Origin of the sequence: Kitasatospora sp. NPDC056184, assembly GCF_042268405.1 — a bacterium.
Lineage (GTDB): Bacteria > Actinomycetota > Actinomycetes > Streptomycetales > Streptomycetaceae > Kitasatospora.
This window is the reverse complement of sequence record NZ_JBHJUI010000011.1, coordinates 305,597-321,130: the sequence shown is the minus strand read 5'-3', so window position 1 is coordinate 321,130 and position 15,534 is coordinate 305,597. Positions and strand designations below refer to the sequence as shown.

The following is a 15,534-nucleotide window of genomic DNA, read 5'->3' as shown; positions in this document are numbered from 1 at the left end:
AGGCGGCTTTCACACCGGCCCTCCGGGCGCTTCGTTCTTTCGTGTTTCCAGCTTATCAGATGTTTTCCGCTCCGTTTTCCGGAGTTTCATTCATCCGACTTTCCCGAACTGGTCCGGGGCCACTTTCTGCGGCGCCCTCCACATTAGCGCATTCCGAGTGTCACTCGAAATTCATGCTCCGAGAGCGATACGCGCTGAGTGGGTGGCCGCTTCAGCGACTCGTTCAACACTAGGCCACCTGGAGGACATCGTCAAACATCAGGGGCGGGATCCGGCTGGATCCCGCCCCTGAGGGTCGAAGCCGCAGGTCAGCGGCGTCGCGATTCGGCCATCACGGCCGGTTCGATCACTTGGCCAGTTCGGCTGCGGCCAGGTTGCGCTTGCCCCGGCGCAGGACCAGCCAGCGGCCGTGCAGCAGATCGGCCTCGGCCGGCACCGCCTCCTCGTCCGTCACCTTGACGTTGTTGAGGTAGGCGCCGCCCTCCTTGATCGTCCGGCGGGCGGCCGAACGGCTCGGGGAGAGGCCGACGGCGACCAGCAGGTCGACCACCGACTGGAGCTCGGTGACCGTGGCCTTCGGGACCTCGGCGAGCGCGGCGGCCAGGGTCGGGGCCTCCAGCTCGGCGAGGTCGCCCTGGCCGAACAGCGCCTTGGAGGCGGCCACGGCGCGCTCGTACTGGTCGGCGCCGTGCACCAGGGTGGTCAGCTCCTCGGCGAGGGCGCGCTGGGCGAGGCGGGCGGCCGGGCGCTCGGTGGTCTCGCGCTCCAGCTCCTCGATCTCCTCCTTCGAGCGGAAGCTGAAGATCCGCAGGAAGGTGGGGACGTCCCGGTCGTCCGCGTTCAGCCAGAACTGGTAGAAGGCGTACGGGGTGGTCAGCTCGGGGTCGAGCCAGACCGTGCCGGACTCCGTCTTGCCGAACTTCGTGCCGTCGGCCTTGACGATCAGCGGCGTGGACAGCGCGTGCACCGACTTGCCGTCCGCCTTGCGGATCAGGTCGGTGCCGGCGGTGAGGTTGCCCCACTGGTCGCTGCCGCCGGTCTGCAGGGTGCAGCCGTAGCGGCGGTTCAGCTCCAGGTAGTCCATGCCCTGGAGGATCTGGTAGCTGAACTCGGTGTAGCTGATGCCCGCGTCGGAGTTGAGCCGCCGGGCGACGGCCTCCTTGGCGATCATGTTGTTGACCCGGAAGTACTTGCCGACGTCGCGCAGCAGGCTGATCGCGGACATCCCGGAGGTCCAGTCCAGGTTGTTGACCATGCGCGCCGCGTACGGGCCCTCGAAGTCCAGGAACCGCGAGATCTGCCCGCGCAGCCGCTCCACCCAGCCGGCCACCGTCTCGGGGTCGTTGAGCACGCGCTCGGCGGTGGGCTTCGGGTCGCCGATCAGACCGGTGGCGCCGCCGACCAGGCCGAGCGGGAGGTTCCCCGCCTGCTGGATGCGGCGCATGGTGAGGATCTGGACCAGGTTGCCGAGGTGCAGGCTGGGGGCCGTCGGGTCGAAGCCGCAATAGAACGTGACCGGGCCGTCCGCGAACGCCTTGCGCAGTGCGTCCTCGTCGGTGGACAGGGCGATCAGCCCACGCCACCGCAGCTCGTCGACGATGTCCGTCACGGTCACGCTTCTCCTTCGGTCGGGCGTCCCGCCCGGTGCGGGCCCGGTTCGGCCGGGCCCCGGTGCGGAACGGCTCCAGCGTTGTAGAGCCTACGCGGTCGCCGCCAGCGAGTTTTCGCCGCATTGGCGTGGACGCGCCGCGCCGACCGGGTTCCGACGTGGCCATGCCCCTCCGAGACACCGGAAATTCCGTTGTTCGACGACCGTGAGCCCCTTCACAGTGGTCCCACCGCCGCGCGGCGGCAGTGACGTGGGTCAAGGACGGTCGTGCCGCCGTGGCACGCCCGCGGAAGGGTGGCCGAGGTGCGCAGCACGTTGGTTCTGAACGCAAGCTACGAGCCGCTGACGACGGTGTCGCTCCAGCGCGCCGTGGTCCTGGTGCTCCAGGACAAGGCCGTGGTCGAGCAGGCGCACCCGCTGCGCACCATGCGCGGGACGGGGGTGTCGGTACCGGTGCCACGGGTGATCAGACTCCAGCGGTACGTACGGGTGCCGTTCCGACAACAGGCTCCGTGGTCGCGCCGCGGGGTGCTCGTGCGGGACCAGCACCTGTGCGCCTACTGCGGGCGGCGGGCCACCACGGTGGACCACCTGCAGCCCAAGTCGCGCGGGGGCGGGGACACCTGGCTCAACACGGTGGCCGCCTGCGCGGAGGACAACCAGCTCAAGGCCGACCGGACGCCGGAGCAGGCGGGGATGAGGCTGCTCCGCAAGCCGTTCGTACCGACGCCGCAGGCCACGCTGATGATGGCGCTGGGGCTGCGCGGTTCGGACGTCAGGGAACTGGCCGACTGGCTTCCGGCCCAGGCCGTCGCCGCGCCCGCGCCGTCCGCCGCCTGAGTCCGCCCGGGCTCTCGAAGCGGCCGTGAACCGGGGGGAGGCCCGGCCGGGGACCGACGGGGGAGGTCGGTTCCCGGCCGGGCGCGGGCTCATTCCTTCGCCCGGAAACCCGTCGCGGTGCCGAAGTTCGCCGCGTGCTCGGGGACGGCGACGACCCGGCCGCCGCCGATCAGGACGCGGCCGGCGACCAGCAGCGAGCCGGTGCCGGGCGGGAAGCCGCCGCCGGCCTTCTCCTGCCCGCCGTCCAGCGCGAAGCGGCTGAGGTGGGCCGGCTGGTCGAGGCGCTCGTCGACGGCGAGCACCAGCGCTCCGCCGTCCACGCCGACGGCCCGGGCGGCACCCTTCTCCCGGGCGGTGGTCCGCCAGCGCTGCTTGCCGGTGTCGAGGTCGTAGCCGACCACCGCGACCGGCCCGCCGGTCCCGTTCGCCGAGGCGGCGGTGACCGTGGTGACCATGGTGCGGTCCTGGAAGAAGACGCCGGGGGTGGCCGAGAACGTCCCGTGGGCGACCTCCAGCCGGCCGTCGCCGTCGGCGACCGGGATCTCGGCGGCGGGGTCGCCGGCCGGGCCCCAGGCGAACACCCGGTCGTCCTCGGGCTTCTCGCCGGTGGTGAGGACGACGGGCGGTTCGGCGGAGAGCACGGTCGCCGTCCTCGGCTTGTTGTTCAGGCCGCGCCACCAGGAGACCTTGCCGTCGGCGGTGTTCAGCGCGACGGCCTGGTCGACGGGGGCGGAGTCCGCGCAGGTGCTGGTGACCAGGACGGTCGCGCCGGAGACGCCGCCGGAGAGGGTGCAGAACTTCCCCTGCCCGGTGTACTGCCAGACGTCCGCGCCGTCGGCGGACTGCCAGGCGACGGCGTGGCTGTCGCCGACCGCGATCACCTTGTCCTCGGTGACGCCGACGCGCGCGCCGTAGGCGCCCTTGGCGTCGGTGAGCGGTTTGGTCCACACCGTCCGGCCGTCCTTGGTGTCGACGGCGGCGACCAGCGCGCACGGGCTCTTCGGGTCGGCCTGCGGCCGGAACAGCACGGCACCGAGACCGGCCGGACCGACGGTCGGCGACAGGCCGCACGGGACGGCTCCGGCGGCGGGCGGCTCCACCGCCCAGACGGGCCGGCCGTCCGTCAGGCCGTACGCGCGCACGCCGGCGGCGTCGGCGCGCACCACCGCGCCGTCGAGCAGCCAGCTGCCGAGGAGGGTGCCGTCGCCGCCGGGCCGGCCGGCGTCGACCGGGGCGGCCCAGGTGCGGGTGTGGGCGGCGGTGAAGCCCGGCCCGCCGTCGGCGGAGGCGCTGCCGCCGCCCTCGGCGCTCACCACCACGCCGGCCGCGATCAGGACGCCGAGTGCGGCGAGGCCGGCGCCGCTGCGCACCAGCAGGGCGCGCCGGTCGGGGGTGTACCGGGTGGTGGCGGTGTCCGCGGCGGCGGCCCGGGCCCTCCCGCCGCGGCCGGCCCGCCGGGAGGGGGCCGGGGCGGCGGCCGGAGCGGGTTCCGGCTCCGGTTCGGGCTCGGCCTCGGATTCGGGCTCCAGGTGCACGTAGCCGTCGGCGGTGTACTCGGCGCCGGCGGGCACGTACAGCTCCTCCCCCGCCGGCTGCGGCTGCTGCGGGACGACCACGTACGGCGCGTACTGCTCCTGGTGGTACTGGTCCCGGTGCTGTCCGTCGTACGGGTGCGCGTCCGGGACGTAGGCGTCGGGCTGCGGCACCTGGCCGTAGGGGTGGTACGGGTCGTACGGGAGGTAGGGGACGTCCGCGCCCTGTCCCTGCTCCCCCGGCCAGGTCGCCTGCTGCGGGTACCAGGGCTGCGGGCTGCCGTCGCCGAGGGGGTCCTGCGCCATCCGTTCCGTCCCTCCCGGCCGCCTGCACTGCGGCAGCCAGCATCTCATGGGCCCGCGGCGGGGCCGGAAGGGACGGTTCCGCGGGGGTCAGCCGGCGGACTCGGCGGCCAGGGCCTCGTCGATCCTGGCGGCGAGGGCGAGGTCGAGGGCGGTGAGGCCCCCGGCGCTGTGGGTGGAGAGGGCGAAGCGCAGGGTGCGCCAGCGGATGTCGATGTCGGGGTGGTGGTCCATCGCCTCGGCGGTCCCGGCGACGGCGACGACGACCCGGATCCCGGCGGGGAAGTCCGGGGCGTCGGCGGTGCGGACGATGGTGCCGCCCTCGCGCGTCCAGTGCGGCAGGCCGGCCAGCCCGGCGGTGATCTCGTCCTCGGTCAGCCGTTCGCGGCTCATCGGCCCACTCCTGTCACCGGTCGCTGTCAGTTCACACCGAACCTATCGAGGCCGGGCCGTCGGACGTCGGCGACACCTCGGATCGCGGCCTCAGTCCGTGAGCAGCTTGGCGACGGCGGCCAGGCCGACGACGACGATGACCGCGCGCAGCGCCTGCGGCGGCAGCTTGCGGCCGACCCTGGCGCCGATCGTCCCGCCGACCAGCGAGCCGACCGCGATGAGGCCCGCGGCGGCCCAGTTCACCGTCGAGGTGAAGAGGAAGAACAGGGCGGCGACGCTGTTGACGATCATCGCGAGGGCGTTCTTCACGCCGTTGATCCGCTGCAGGTCCTCCTGGAGCAGCATGCCCATCAGGGCCAGCAGCAGCACGCCCTGGGCGGCGCCGAAGTAGCCGCCGTAGACGCCGGTGAGGAAGATCCCGACGAGCAGCAGCACCCCGCCGTGCGGGTCGCCGTCGGGGCGGCGGCGGGCGGCGACGGCCCTGGCGACCCGGGGCTGCAGCACCACCAGGACGAGGGCCAGCAGGATCAGCACCGGGACGACGGCGTCGAAGGCGGCGCTGGGCAGTTCGACCAGCAGGTAGGCGCCGAGGACGCCGCCGAGCAGCGAGGCGGTGCCGAAGCGGAGGAGCCGGGCGCGCTGGTCGGCCAGTTCGCGGCGGTAGCCGATCACGCCGCTGAGCGAGCCGGGCACCAGGCCGAAGGAGTTGGAGACGTTGGCGGTGACCGGCGGGAGGCCGACGGCGAGCAGCACCGGGAAGGTGATGAGGGTGCCGGAGCCGACGATCACATTGATCATTCCGGCGCCGACGCCTGCCGCCAGCACGGCGACCGCCTCCCAGACCGTCATGAGCCACCTCCCGTGGGGGTCCTGTCGCGGCGATCATGCCGGACGGACCGGTGGGGGTTCCAGAGGCGCCCGGCATTCGGGACGTACGCCACAGTCCTCCGCGCCGGTACGCCCGAGGGCCCGCCCCCGTGCGGTACGGGGGCGGGCCCTCGGCGGAGCGAGGAGCGGGGGACGGTCACTCCGGGTCGGTCTTGCGGTACTCGCGGAGCGGGTCGATCCGGGGCCGCGCGGAGCCCTTGGTGTCGGTGTCCAGCGGGCGCGGGCCCGCGGCCGGGTCGATCGGGACCTGGCTGGCGGCCGGCGGGGCGGCCGGCGGGGCACTGGGGGCGGCCACCGCGCTGCCGTTGGCACCGCCGCCGTTGCCGGTCAGACCGGTGAACGCGCCGCCGAGGCCCTTGAGCGCGTCGCCGACCTCGCTGGGGATGATCCAGAGCTTGTTGGCGTCGCCCTTGGCCAGCTCGGGCAGGGTCTGGAGGTACTGGTAGGCGAGCAGCTTCTGGTCGGCGTCGCCCTGGTGGATCGCCTCGAAGACGGTCCGGATGGCGGCGGCCTCACCGTCGGCGCGCAGCACCGCGGCCTGGGCCTCGCCCTCGGCCTTGAGGACCTCGGCCTGCTTCTCACCTTCGGCGCGCAGGATCTGCGACTGCCGGTTGCCCTCGGCGGTGAGGATCGCGGCGCGCTTGTCCCGCTCGGCGCGCATCTGCTTCTCCATCGAGTCCTGGATGGAGGTCGGCGGCTCGATCGCCTTCAGCTCGACGCGGTTGACCCGGATGCCCCACTTGCCGGTGGCCTCGTCGAGCACCCCGCGCAGACCGGCGTTGATCACCTCGCGCGAGGTGAGGGTGGATTCGAGGTCCATCGAGCCGATGATGTTGCGCAGCGTGGTGACGGTGAGCTGCTCGATCGCCTGGATGTAGCTGGCGACCTCGTAGGTGGCCGCCCGGGGGTCGGTGACCTGGTAGTAGATGACCGTGTCGATGTTGACGACCAGGTTGTCCTGGGTGATCACCGGCTGCGGCGGGAACGGCACGACCTGCTCGCGCAGGTCGATCCGGTTGCGGACGCGGTCGATGAACGGGACGACGATGTTCAGGCCGGCGTTGAGCGTCCGGGTGTAGCGGCCGAAGCGCTCCACGATCGCGGCGCTGGCCTGCGGGATGACCTGAATCGTCTTGATCAGCGCGATGAAGGCCACCACGACCAGGACGACCAGGACGATAAGGACGGGTTCCACGGACTCTCCCCTAGACGACCAGGGCGGTCGCGCCCTGGATTTCGACGACGTCGACCTGCTCCCCCGGCTGGTACACCTGCTCGGGGTGGAGCGCGCGGGCCGACCAGATCTCGCCGTTGAGCTTGATCCGGCCGCCCTCCGCGTCGACCCTTTCCGCGACGACCGCGGTGGCGCCCTTGAGCGCCTCGATGCCCATCTTGATCTCCGGGCCCTTCCGCAGCGCCCGGTAGGCGATCGGACGGATGACGACCAGTTGCGCGACCGAGGCCGCGACGAAGGTCAGGACCTGCCAGACCGGGTCGGCGCCCAGTCCCGCGACGCCTGCCGCGAAGAGCGCGCCGACGGCGAACATGGCGAGTTCCGGCATCGCCGTGATCACCAACGGTATGCCGAGGCCGACGGCGACCAGAAGCCACCAGATCCAGCTGTCCACGTGTCCATCCTAGGGAGGGAAGGGCCTTCGAGGCGGTCAGTTCCCGCAGGTGGAGGGGCGGAAACCGGTCGCGCGTACGACCGGTTCCGGTTCGACCGGGTTCAGTGGACGTTCAGTGGGCTCCGCGCGGGCCGGGTACGGGGTCCGCGCGGAGCCCACACGGGGTCAGCCGAGGGGCAGGCCCTGGGCGGACCAGCGGTCGCCGTGGCGCTCCAGGGTCAGCGGCAGGCCGAAGCACTTGGAGAGGTTGCGTGCCGTCAGCTCGGTGTCGATCGGTCCGGCGGCGAGCACCTTGCCCTGGCGGATCATCAGGACGTGGGTGAAGCCGGGGGCGATCTCCTCGACGTGGTGGGTGACCATCGCCATGGCCGGCGCGAACTCGTCCTGGGCCAGCGCGCCGAGGCGGCGGACGAGGTCCTCGCGGCCGCCGAGGTCGAGGCCGGCGGCGGGCTCGTCGAGCAGCAGCAGCTCGGGGTCGGTCATCAGCGCGCGGGCGATCAGGGTGCGCTTGCGCTCGCCCTCGGAGAGGGTGCCGAAGCGGCGGTCGGTCAGGCCGGCCATGCCGAGGCGGTCGAGCAGGGCGAGGGCGCGGGACTCGTCGGACTGCTCGTAGGTCTCCTGCCAGGTGACGGTCATGCCGTAGGCGGCGGTGAGCACCGTCTGCAGCACGGTCTGCTCGGCCGGGAGCTTGTCGAACATCGCGGCGCCGGCCAGGCCGATCCGCGAGCGCAGCTCGAAGACGTCGACCTCGCCGAGCTTCTCGCCGAGGACGGTGACCTTGCCGGCGGTCGGGAAGAGGTACGAGGAGGCGATCTGCAGCAGGGTGGTCTTGCCGGCGCCGTTCGGGCCGAGGATGACCCAGCGCTCTCCCTCGGAGATGGACCACGAGACCTGGTCGACCAGCGCGCGCCCCTCCCGGACCACGGAAACGTCCACCAGCTCCAGCACGTCGCTCATGCCTACGCCTTCCCCAAAAACAGATATCTCGGCCGTCGGTGCGGGCGGGCGGACCGCTCCGGCGGCCGGTGGGCACGGAGTGGGTGCGCCGCACGCGCATGGGCAAACCTACGCCACGCGGGTGGCCGCCGATTCCGTAGGCTGGCCGGATGCTCGCCACTCCTGCCGACAATCCGTACGAAGAGCCCCGTTCGGGGCGGCTGACCGCCTGGGGCAACGCCCTGCTGGCCGGTCTGGTGCCGCCCGACAACGCCGCCGCGGCGGTGCTGGGGGCCGACGAGAGCCACCGGGTGACCGGTCTTCCCGGGGACGGTCCGGACGAGCGGCACGGGCTCACCTGGGCGCTGGGGCGGCTGCGGGTGCTGGGTGTGACGGGCCTGCGGCTGGCGCTGCCGACCGCCGGGCACCCGCTGGGCCTGACCGGGCCGGCGCCGTTCAACGCGCGGGCGATGGGGGCCGGGGAGGCGGTGCTGGCGGTCGGGGTGCCGCTGGGGCTGGTGCCCGAGGTGGAGGTGTTCGGCCCGGTCGGGGACAGGTCGGCGACGGTGCTGTGGCGCTGCGCCGAGGTGCACGACGCGCCGCCGGCGGACGTGCCCTCGCTGCACGAGGCGGAGTTCGAGCTCGCGGACGGGCTGCGCCGGGCGACCGCGCTGCTGACCCGGTTGGACGTGGCCGGGGCCGGGCCCGAGGCGCTGCGGGCGCTGGAGGCGTACCGGCGGCGCGGGCACGACGAGCTGCTCGCGCCCGGGTACCCGCCGCGCGCGGTCCGGGTGCTGGAGTCGGCGCGCCAGGTGGCGGCGCTGCTGTCGATCGCCTCGGGCGGTCACGGCGCGGCGGTGAGCGCCTCGGAGATCGCGGCCCGGCAGGCGGCGCTGGCGCCGCTGTGGCGCACGGCCCGCCGGGCCCAGGTGGCGGCGTACAACGCGCTGGTGGACGAGCGGGAGGCCTAGGCCTAGCGGGTCTCGCCGTGCCGCACGGCCCAGAGCGCGGCCTGGGTGCGGTCGGCGAGGTCCAGCTTCATGAGGATGTTGGAGACGTGCGTCTTCACCGTCTTCTCGGACAGGTGGAGGCTGCGGGCGATCTCCCGGTTGGACCGGCCGTCGGAGATGTGGCCGAGCACCTCGCGCTCGCGCTCGGTGAGGGTGCCGCCGCGGCCCTGCGGGGGGCGCGGGCCGTCGTCGGCGAGCAGCGCCTCGGCGAGTTCGGGCTGGAGCAGCACGTGGCCGGCGTGGACCGAGCGGATCGCGCCGGCCAGGGCCTCCGGGTCGACGTCCTTGTAGACGTACCCGGCGGCGCCGGCCCGCAGCGCGGGGACCATGGTGCGGTGCTCGGTGAAGCTGGTGACGATCAGGATCCGGGCCCGGCTGCCCTCCTCCTTGAGCGTGCGCAGCGCCTCGATGCCGTCGACGCCGGGCATCTTGAGGTCCATCAGCACGACGTCGGGGTCGAGGGCCCGGGCCCGGTCGACGCCCTCGGCGCCGTCGGCGGCCTCGCCGACCACCTCGATGTCGTCCTGCACCTCCAGGAAGGTGCGCAGGCCGCGGCGGACCACCTGGTGGTCGTCGACCAGCAGGACGCGGATCGCGGACGCGGTGTCAGGCACCGGGGACCTCCATCTCGACGACCGTGCCCTTTCCGGGGGCGGAGTCCAGGGTGAGCCGGCCGCCGACGGCGGCGGCGCGGTCGCGCATCGAGACCAGGCCGAGGTGGCGGCCGGCCCGGCGGACCGACTCGGGGTCGAAGCCCCGGCCGTTGTCGCTGATCCGCAGCAGGGCGCCGCGGTCGGGCGTGCCGGCCAGGGTGACGGTGACCCGGCGGGCGCCGGAGTGGCGCAGCGCGTTGTGCAGGGCCTCCTGGGCGACCCGCAGCAGGGCGGCCTCCTGGGCCTGCGGCAGGACGCGGACCCGGTCGGCGGCGAAGGCGATGTCGGCGGCGTGGGCGCGGTCGAGGACCTGCACCTGGGAGGCGAGGGTGGCGCTCAGGCCGTCCTCCTCCAGGGCGGCGGGGCGCAGCTCGACGACGACGGCGCGCAGCTCGTCGGCGGCCTCGGCGGCGAGCCGGGCGACCTCGGCGAGTTCCTGGCGGGCGCGGGCCGGGTCGCGGTCGACGAGCTTGGCGGCGGCCTTGGCGGTGAGGCGCAGCGAGAAGAGCTTCTGCGAGACGGCGTCGTGCAGGTCGTGGGCGATCCGGGCGCGTTCGCCGGCCAGGGTGAGCTCGCGGCTGCGCTCGTAGAGGCGCGCGTTGGACAGGGCGAGCGCAGCGTGGGCGGCGAGTATCCGCAGGAGTTCCTCGTCGTGGTCGGTGAAGCCGCCGCCGCCCTGTTTGTTGGCGAGGTAGATGACGCCGAGGACGGCGGGCTCGTCCTCGGCGGGGTCGGGGTCGACGATCGGCATGCCGAGGAAGGCGCCGAGCTCGGGGTGGGCCTCGGGCCAGCCGCCGAAGGCGGGGGCGCCGCGGACGTCGTCGAGCCGGACGGCGCCGGTCTCGTGGAACATCGCGGCGAGCACGCCGTGCTGCCGGGGCAGCGGGCCGATGGCCTTCCACTGCTCGTCGGTGACGCCGTCGACGACGAACTGGGCGAAGCCGCCGTGGTCGTCGGGGACGCCGAGGGCGGCGTACTCGGCGCCGAGCAGGCGGCGGGCGGAGGCGGTGATCCGGCGCAGGACCTCGCGGACCTCCAGGTGGCGGCTCATCGCGAGCAGGGCCTGGCTGACGGCCTCGATGCCGGCGAGGCAGGGTTCGCAGGCGGGCAGGGTGGCGGCGGGCGGCGGGCCGACCGGGATCCGGTCGGCGGACAGCGCTCCGGCGTGCCGGTGGTCGCTTGGCACGGTGGGCATGTGGCCAACCTACCGCCGCGCGCGGGGCCCGTGCGTCCGTCCCCGGGCCGGGCGGGTCCCGGGTCTGCGGACCTAGGGCCCGTCTTCAAACCCCCGTTGTCCGCCCGTAGGGCGGGCCGTGCGGCGTCTGGGTGCGTGCATCGCAAGGCGGAGGAGGGAGTCCATGCGGAGCATCGGCGACCGACGACAACGCGGCGAGGTGCGTGCCCAGACGCCGCACGGCAGGCGGGGGCTTGAAGACGGGTCCTAGGTCGACGGACGCCGCGGGGGCGGCCCTCCCCTGGTGGGGCGGGCCGCCCCCGCGGGCGGACGGCGGGCGGTCAGCCCTTCTGCATGACCTCGGGCTCGTGGCGCCGCTGGAGGCGGGTCACGACGATGCCGATGAGGATCGACATCATGATCAGGATCCCGGCGTCGAACCAGAACTGGCCGGCGTTGTGGCCCCAGATCGCGTCGTACTCGGGGTTCTGGAAGTCCTTGTTCCAGGGGCCGAGCAGGTGCGAGAGGTCCAGCGTGGTGGCGACCATGCCGGTGCCCCAGCGGGCCGGCATCAGCCAGGCGAACTGCTCCAGGCCGGGCTTGGAGAAGACCTGGAAGAGGCAGCCGGTGAAGACGACCTGGATGATCGCGAACATGACCAGCAGCGGCATGGTCTTCTCGGCGGTCTTGACCAGCGCGGAGATCGCCAGGCCGAACATCATCGAGGCGAAGCTGAGCAGGATCAGGCCGAGGCTCATCTCCAGGATCGGCAGGCTCTTGATCACCAGGCCGTCGGAGGGCAGCTTGCGCGGCAGGAAGCCGACGGCGGAGATGATCGCGCCCTGGATCACGCTGAAGAAGCCCAGCACGATGATCTTGGACATCATGTACGCCGAGCGGGACAGCCCGGTGGCCCGTTCCCGCTCGTAGATCGCCCGTTCCTTGATCAGCTCGCGGACCGAGTTGGCCGCCCCGGAGAAGCAGGCGCCGATCGCCAGGATCAGCATGATCGTCGCGGCGCCGCTGTTCAGGCCGAGCTGCGTCTTGGGGTTGCGGGCCAGGCCGGCCTCGTTCGGGATCAGCACGCTGACCGCGCCGAGCACCGCCGGCAGCAGGATCGACAGCGCCAGGAAGCCCCGGTCGGAGGCGAGCACCGAGACGTAGCGGCGGATCAGCGTCCACAGCTGCGAGCCCCAGCTCTGCGGCTTCGGCGGGCGGACGGCCTCCTGGCCGATCTGCGCGGACTGCACCGGCTGCACGGCGCCGGAGTCGACGTCGGCCGAGTACTGCTGGTAGTGCACCGAGCCCCGGTAGCGGCCGGCCCAGTCGTGGTCCGGGTAGTTCTCGAAGGCCTGGAAGATGTCGGCCCAGGTCTCGTACCCGAAGAAGTGCAGGGCCTCGTCCGGCGGGCCGAAGTACGCCACCGAACCGCCCGGCGCCATCACCAGCAGCCGGTCGCAGAGGGCGAGTTCGGCCACCGAGTGGGTGACGACCAGGATGGTGCGGCCGTCGTCGGCGAGGCCGCGCAGCATCTGCATGACCTCGCGGTCCATGCCCGGGTCGAGGCCCGAGGTGGGCTCGTCCAGGAAGATCAGCGAGGGCTTGGTGAGCAGCTCCAGGGCGACCGAGACGCGCTTCTGCTGGCCGCCGGAGAGCGCGGTGATCCGGTTGTCGGCGCGCTTGTCCAGGCGCAGCTCGTAGAGCACCTCGTCGATCCGCGCCTCGCGCTCGCGCGGCTCGGTGTCGCCGGGGAAGCGCAGCCGGGCCGCGTACTTGAGGCCGGTGCGGACGGTCAGCTCCTTGTGCAGGATCTCCGACTGCGGCACCAGGCCGATGCGCGAGCGCAGCTCGGCGAACTGCTTGTAGAGGTTGCGGCCGTCGTAGAGGACGTCGCCGCGGTCGGCCGGGCGGTAGCCGGTGAGGGCGCGCAGCAGGGTCGACTTGCCGGAGCCGGACGGGCCGATGACCGCGACCAGGGACTTCTCCGGGACGCCGAAGCTGACGTCGTTGAGCAGGATCTTCTTGCCGCCCTTGTGCTCGACCTCGACGGTCAGGTGGCGGGCGGAGAAGGAGACCGCGCCGGTGTCGACGAACTCCTGCAGCTGGTCGCCGACCAGCACGAAGCTGGAGTGGCCGACGGTCAGCCGGTCCTGCGCGCCGATCAGCTGGCGCTCGACGCGCTGGCCGTTGAGGAAGATGCCGTTGTGGCTGCCGAGGTCGACGATCTCGTAGCGGCCGTCCGGCAGCTGGCGCAGCTCGGCGTGGTGGCGGGAGACCTGGAGGTCGGAGACCACGATGTCGTTGTCGAGCGCGCGGCCGATCCGGATGGTCTTCATGCCGGCGGTCAGGTTGCGGATGATCGTCGGCTGCGGGCCGCCGTCGTGCTCGGCGGGCGCCGGCTGCGGGAAGCCCTGCTGCTGCGGGAAGCCCGGCTGCTGCTGCGGGAACGGCTGCGGCTGGACGTGCGGCTGCGGCGCGTGCTGCTGGGCCTGCGGCCACTGCTGCTGGTGCGGCGGCTGGGCCTGCGCCTGCGGCGGGTAGGGCTGCTGGGCCGCCGGGGCCTGCCACTGCTGCTGCGGGGCGGCGGAGCGGCTGGTGGCCGCCTCGTGCCAGGCCGGGGCCTGGGCGGCGGGCTGGGCGGCCGGCGCGGAGAAGGCGAGCCGGGGGCCGTTCTCGGCGTTGCCGAGGTTGACCACGGCTCCCGGGAACAGCTGCGCCTGCAGGGTGCGGGCGCCGCCGGTGTAGGTGCCGTTGGTGCTCCCGTGGTCGTCCAGCTGCCAACCCGCCCCGTTGAACGAGATGGTGGCGTGCTGCCAGGAGACCCGCGCGTCGTCGAACTGGAAGTCCGACTGCGGATTGCGACCGATGGTGTAGGACCGCCCGGGTTCCAGGACCCGCTGCTGTCCGTTGATCTCGATGACGAGTTGCGGCACTGCTCGTCTGCCCCGCTCTCTCGGTTCCCCCGATGGTGCGCCCCGGTCAGGTGGGGGCGAAATGATCGTGAATCTGACGGGGGAATCATTCCAGCCCGCCGGGCGCCGGTGAAAGCCGCCCCCGCGGACTGTGACCAGGCGGCAACGATTCGCGGATCCCCCTTGGACGGGCGGCTCCACGAGCCGTCCGCGAGCCGTCCACGACCCGGACGGGTGACCTGGCGGCGGCGGGCTGCGGGTAGCGTGGGAGGCACCATGAACGCATCGCCCTTGGCCGCCGAGCCGCTCCCCGCCCCGCAGCCCCGGACCGAGGACGGGCGCACCCTGCTCGTCAAGGTGTTCGGCAAGGACCGCCCCGGGATCACCACCGGACTCTTCGCCACCCTGGCCGGGTACGGCGTCGAGGTCGTCGACATCGAGCAGGTGGTGACCCGCGGGCGGATAACGCTCTGCGTCCTGGTCGGCGCGCCCACGGCACCGGGCGCCGAGGGCGGCCTGCGGGCCCTGGTGCACCGCTGGGCCGAGGACCAGAAGCTCCAGGCCGAGATCATCTCCGGCACCGGCGACAACCGGCCGCGCCGCGAGGGCCGCTCGCACGTCACCGTCCTCGGCCACCCGCTGACCGCCTCCGCCGTCGCCGCGCTCACCTCGCGGATCACCGAGGCCGGCGGCAACATCGACCGCGTCTTCCGGCTCGCCAAGTACCCGGTGACCGCCGTCGAGCTGGCCGTCTCGGGTGTGGCGACCGAGCGGCTGCGCGCCGAGCTGGCGCAGGAGGCGGCCACCCAGCGGGTGGACGTCGCGGTGGTGGCGGCCGGGCTGGAGCGGCGGGCCAAGCGGCTGATCGTCATGGACGTCGACTCGACGCTGATCCAGGACGAGGTGATCGAGCTGTTCGCCGCCCACGCGGGCTGCGAGGCGGAGGTCGCCGAGGTGACGGCGGCGGCGATGCGCGGCGAGCTGGACTTCGCCGAGTCGCTGCACGCCCGGGTGGCGCTGCTGGCCGGGCTGGACGCCGCGGTGACCGAGAAGGTGCGCGCGGAGGTCCGGCTCACCCCGGGCGCCCGCACCCTGATCCGCACGCTGCAGAAGCTGGGCTTCCAGGTGGCGGTGGTGTCCGGCGGGTTCACCCAGGTCACCGACCACCTGGTGGAGCAGCTGGGGCTGGACTTCGCGGCGGCGAACACCCTGGAGGTGGTGGACGGGAAGTTCACCGGCCGGGTGGTCGGCGAGATCGTCGACCGGGCGGGCAAGGCGCGCTGGCTGACCCGGTTCGCGGAGCAGGCCAAGGTGCCGCTGGAGCAGACGGTGGCGATCGGCGACGGCGCCAACGACCTGGACATGCTGAACGCGGCCGGACTGGGCGTGGCGTTCAACGCCAAGCCGGTGGTGCGGCAGGCGGCGGACACCGCGCTGAACGTGCCGTTCCTGGACACCGTGCTGTACCTGCTGGGGATCACCCGCGAGGAGGTCGAGGCGGCCGACGTCCTGGACGGTCCGGCGGACGGCGGCCCGGCGGCCGGCTGACGGCCCCGCACGACGACGCCGAGGGGCGGGGGGGCGCCGGGCGGCCCCCCCCCCCCCCCCAACCCCACAAAAAACAGAAGCGGGGGTTAAAAAACAAACCCCGCCACC

The 15,534-nt window shown here is 73.2% G+C and carries 13 protein-coding genes; 3 read left to right on the top strand and 10 right to left on the bottom strand.

Translation table 11 applies throughout. The annotated features are described in order from the left end of the window. Nucleotides 1-346 precede the first annotated feature (346 nt). The gene (tyrS, locus tag ACFC0B_RS23485; RefSeq protein WP_376089006.1) at nt 347-1,609 is read right to left on the bottom strand and encodes a tyrosine--tRNA ligase; all 1,263 of its coding nucleotides are present in this window, start codon (nt 1,607-1,609) and stop codon (nt 347-349) included. A 303-nt stretch (nt 1,610-1,912) separates the two neighbouring features. Between tyrS and ACFC0B_RS23480 the strand changes: the two genes are divergently transcribed. Beyond that, a complete protein-coding gene (locus ACFC0B_RS23480) occupies nt 1,913-2,449 on the top strand; it encodes an HNH endonuclease (RefSeq protein WP_376088957.1) in 537 nt (178 codons plus the stop codon). A gap of 89 nt (nt 2,450-2,538) precedes the next feature. Here the strand turns inward: ACFC0B_RS23480 and ACFC0B_RS23475 are convergent, their stop codons facing one another. From ACFC0B_RS23475 to ACFC0B_RS23450, 6 genes are all read right to left on the bottom strand, one after another. After that, nucleotides 2,539-4,287 (bottom strand): PQQ-binding-like beta-propeller repeat protein, encoded by a 1,749-nt coding sequence (locus ACFC0B_RS23475; protein WP_376088954.1) that lies wholly within the window; start codon nt 4,285-4,287, stop codon nt 2,539-2,541. A gap of 87 nt (nt 4,288-4,374) precedes the next feature. Beyond that, nucleotides 4,375-4,677, bottom strand: coding sequence for a 4a-hydroxytetrahydrobiopterin dehydratase (locus ACFC0B_RS23470; RefSeq protein ID WP_376088951.1), 303 nt, complete (start codon nt 4,675-4,677; stop codon nt 4,375-4,377). A 90-nt stretch (nt 4,678-4,767) separates the two neighbouring features. After that, nucleotides 4,768-5,526 (bottom strand): sulfite exporter TauE/SafE family protein, encoded by a 759-nt coding sequence (locus ACFC0B_RS23465; RefSeq protein ID WP_376088948.1) that lies wholly within the window; start codon nt 5,524-5,526, stop codon nt 4,768-4,770. Between the two features lie 175 nt (nt 5,527-5,701). Continuing rightward, nucleotides 5,702-6,760, bottom strand: coding sequence for an SPFH domain-containing protein (locus tag ACFC0B_RS23460; protein WP_376088945.1), 1,059 nt, complete (start codon nt 6,758-6,760; stop codon nt 5,702-5,704). Nucleotides 6,761-6,770: 10 nt separating this feature from the next. Then, the gene (locus ACFC0B_RS23455; RefSeq protein WP_376088942.1) at nt 6,771-7,193 is read right to left on the bottom strand and encodes an NfeD family protein; all 423 of its coding nucleotides are present in this window, start codon (nt 7,191-7,193) and stop codon (nt 6,771-6,773) included. Nucleotides 7,194-7,358: 165 nt separating this feature from the next. Continuing rightward, nucleotides 7,359-8,150, bottom strand: a complete 792-nt coding sequence (locus tag ACFC0B_RS23450; protein WP_344333919.1) for an ABC transporter ATP-binding protein — start codon at nt 8,148-8,150, stop codon at nt 7,359-7,361. A gap of 149 nt (nt 8,151-8,299) precedes the next feature. Here ACFC0B_RS23450 and ACFC0B_RS23445 point away from each other — a divergent pair, with 149 nt between their 5' ends. Continuing rightward, the gene (locus ACFC0B_RS23445) at nt 8,300-9,100 is read left to right on the top strand and encodes a hypothetical protein (protein ID WP_376088939.1); all 801 of its coding nucleotides are present in this window, start codon (nt 8,300-8,302) and stop codon (nt 9,098-9,100) included. Nucleotides 9,101-9,102: 2 nt separating this feature from the next. Here the strand turns inward: ACFC0B_RS23445 and ACFC0B_RS23440 are convergent, their stop codons facing one another. The 3 genes from ACFC0B_RS23440 to ACFC0B_RS23430 form a co-directional block, all read right to left on the bottom strand. Further along, a complete protein-coding gene (locus tag ACFC0B_RS23440; protein WP_376088936.1) occupies nt 9,103-9,753 on the bottom strand; it encodes a response regulator in 651 nt (216 codons plus the stop codon). Beyond that, nucleotides 9,746-10,843, bottom strand: a complete 1,098-nt coding sequence (locus tag ACFC0B_RS23435) for a GAF domain-containing sensor histidine kinase (protein WP_376089003.1) — start codon at nt 10,841-10,843, stop codon at nt 9,746-9,748. Before ACFC0B_RS23435 ends, ACFC0B_RS23440 begins: the two co-directional genes overlap by 8 nt. A gap of 464 nt (nt 10,844-11,307) precedes the next feature. Beyond that, nucleotides 11,308-13,899: an FHA domain-containing protein gene (locus ACFC0B_RS23430; RefSeq protein ID WP_376088933.1), complete on the bottom strand. Its 2,592-nt coding sequence runs from the start codon at nt 13,897-13,899 to the stop codon at nt 11,308-11,310. A 255-nt stretch (nt 13,900-14,154) separates the two neighbouring features. On the opposite strand from ACFC0B_RS23430, the gene serB reads away from it, so the two are divergent. Beyond that, nucleotides 14,155-15,426, top strand: coding sequence for a phosphoserine phosphatase SerB (serB, locus tag ACFC0B_RS23425; RefSeq protein WP_376088930.1), 1,272 nt, complete (start codon nt 14,155-14,157; stop codon nt 15,424-15,426). Nucleotides 15,427-15,534: the final 108 nt, after the last annotated feature.

Coding starts and splice junctions, on each gene's coding strand:
- ACFC0B_RS23445 (WP_376088939.1), top strand. CDS start 8,300: ATGCTCGCCACTCCTGCCGACAATCCGTACGAAGAGCCCCGTTCGGGG.
- ACFC0B_RS23450 (WP_344333919.1), bottom strand. CDS start 8,150: ATGAGCGACGTGCTGGAGCTGGTGGACGTTTCCGTGGTCCGGGAGGGG.
- ACFC0B_RS23475 (WP_376088954.1), bottom strand. CDS start 4,287: ATGGCGCAGGACCCCCTCGGCGACGGCAGCCCGCAGCCCTGGTACCCG.
- serB (WP_376088930.1), top strand. CDS start 14,155: ATGAACGCATCGCCCTTGGCCGCCGAGCCGCTCCCCGCCCCGCAGCCC.
- ACFC0B_RS23435 (WP_376089003.1), bottom strand. CDS start 10,843: ATGAGCCGCCACCTGGAGGTCCGCGAGGTCCTGCGCCGGATCACCGCC.
- ACFC0B_RS23470 (WP_376088951.1), bottom strand. CDS start 4,677: ATGAGCCGCGAACGGCTGACCGAGGACGAGATCACCGCCGGGCTGGCC.
- ACFC0B_RS23465 (WP_376088948.1), bottom strand. CDS start 5,526: ATGACGGTCTGGGAGGCGGTCGCCGTGCTGGCGGCAGGCGTCGGCGCC.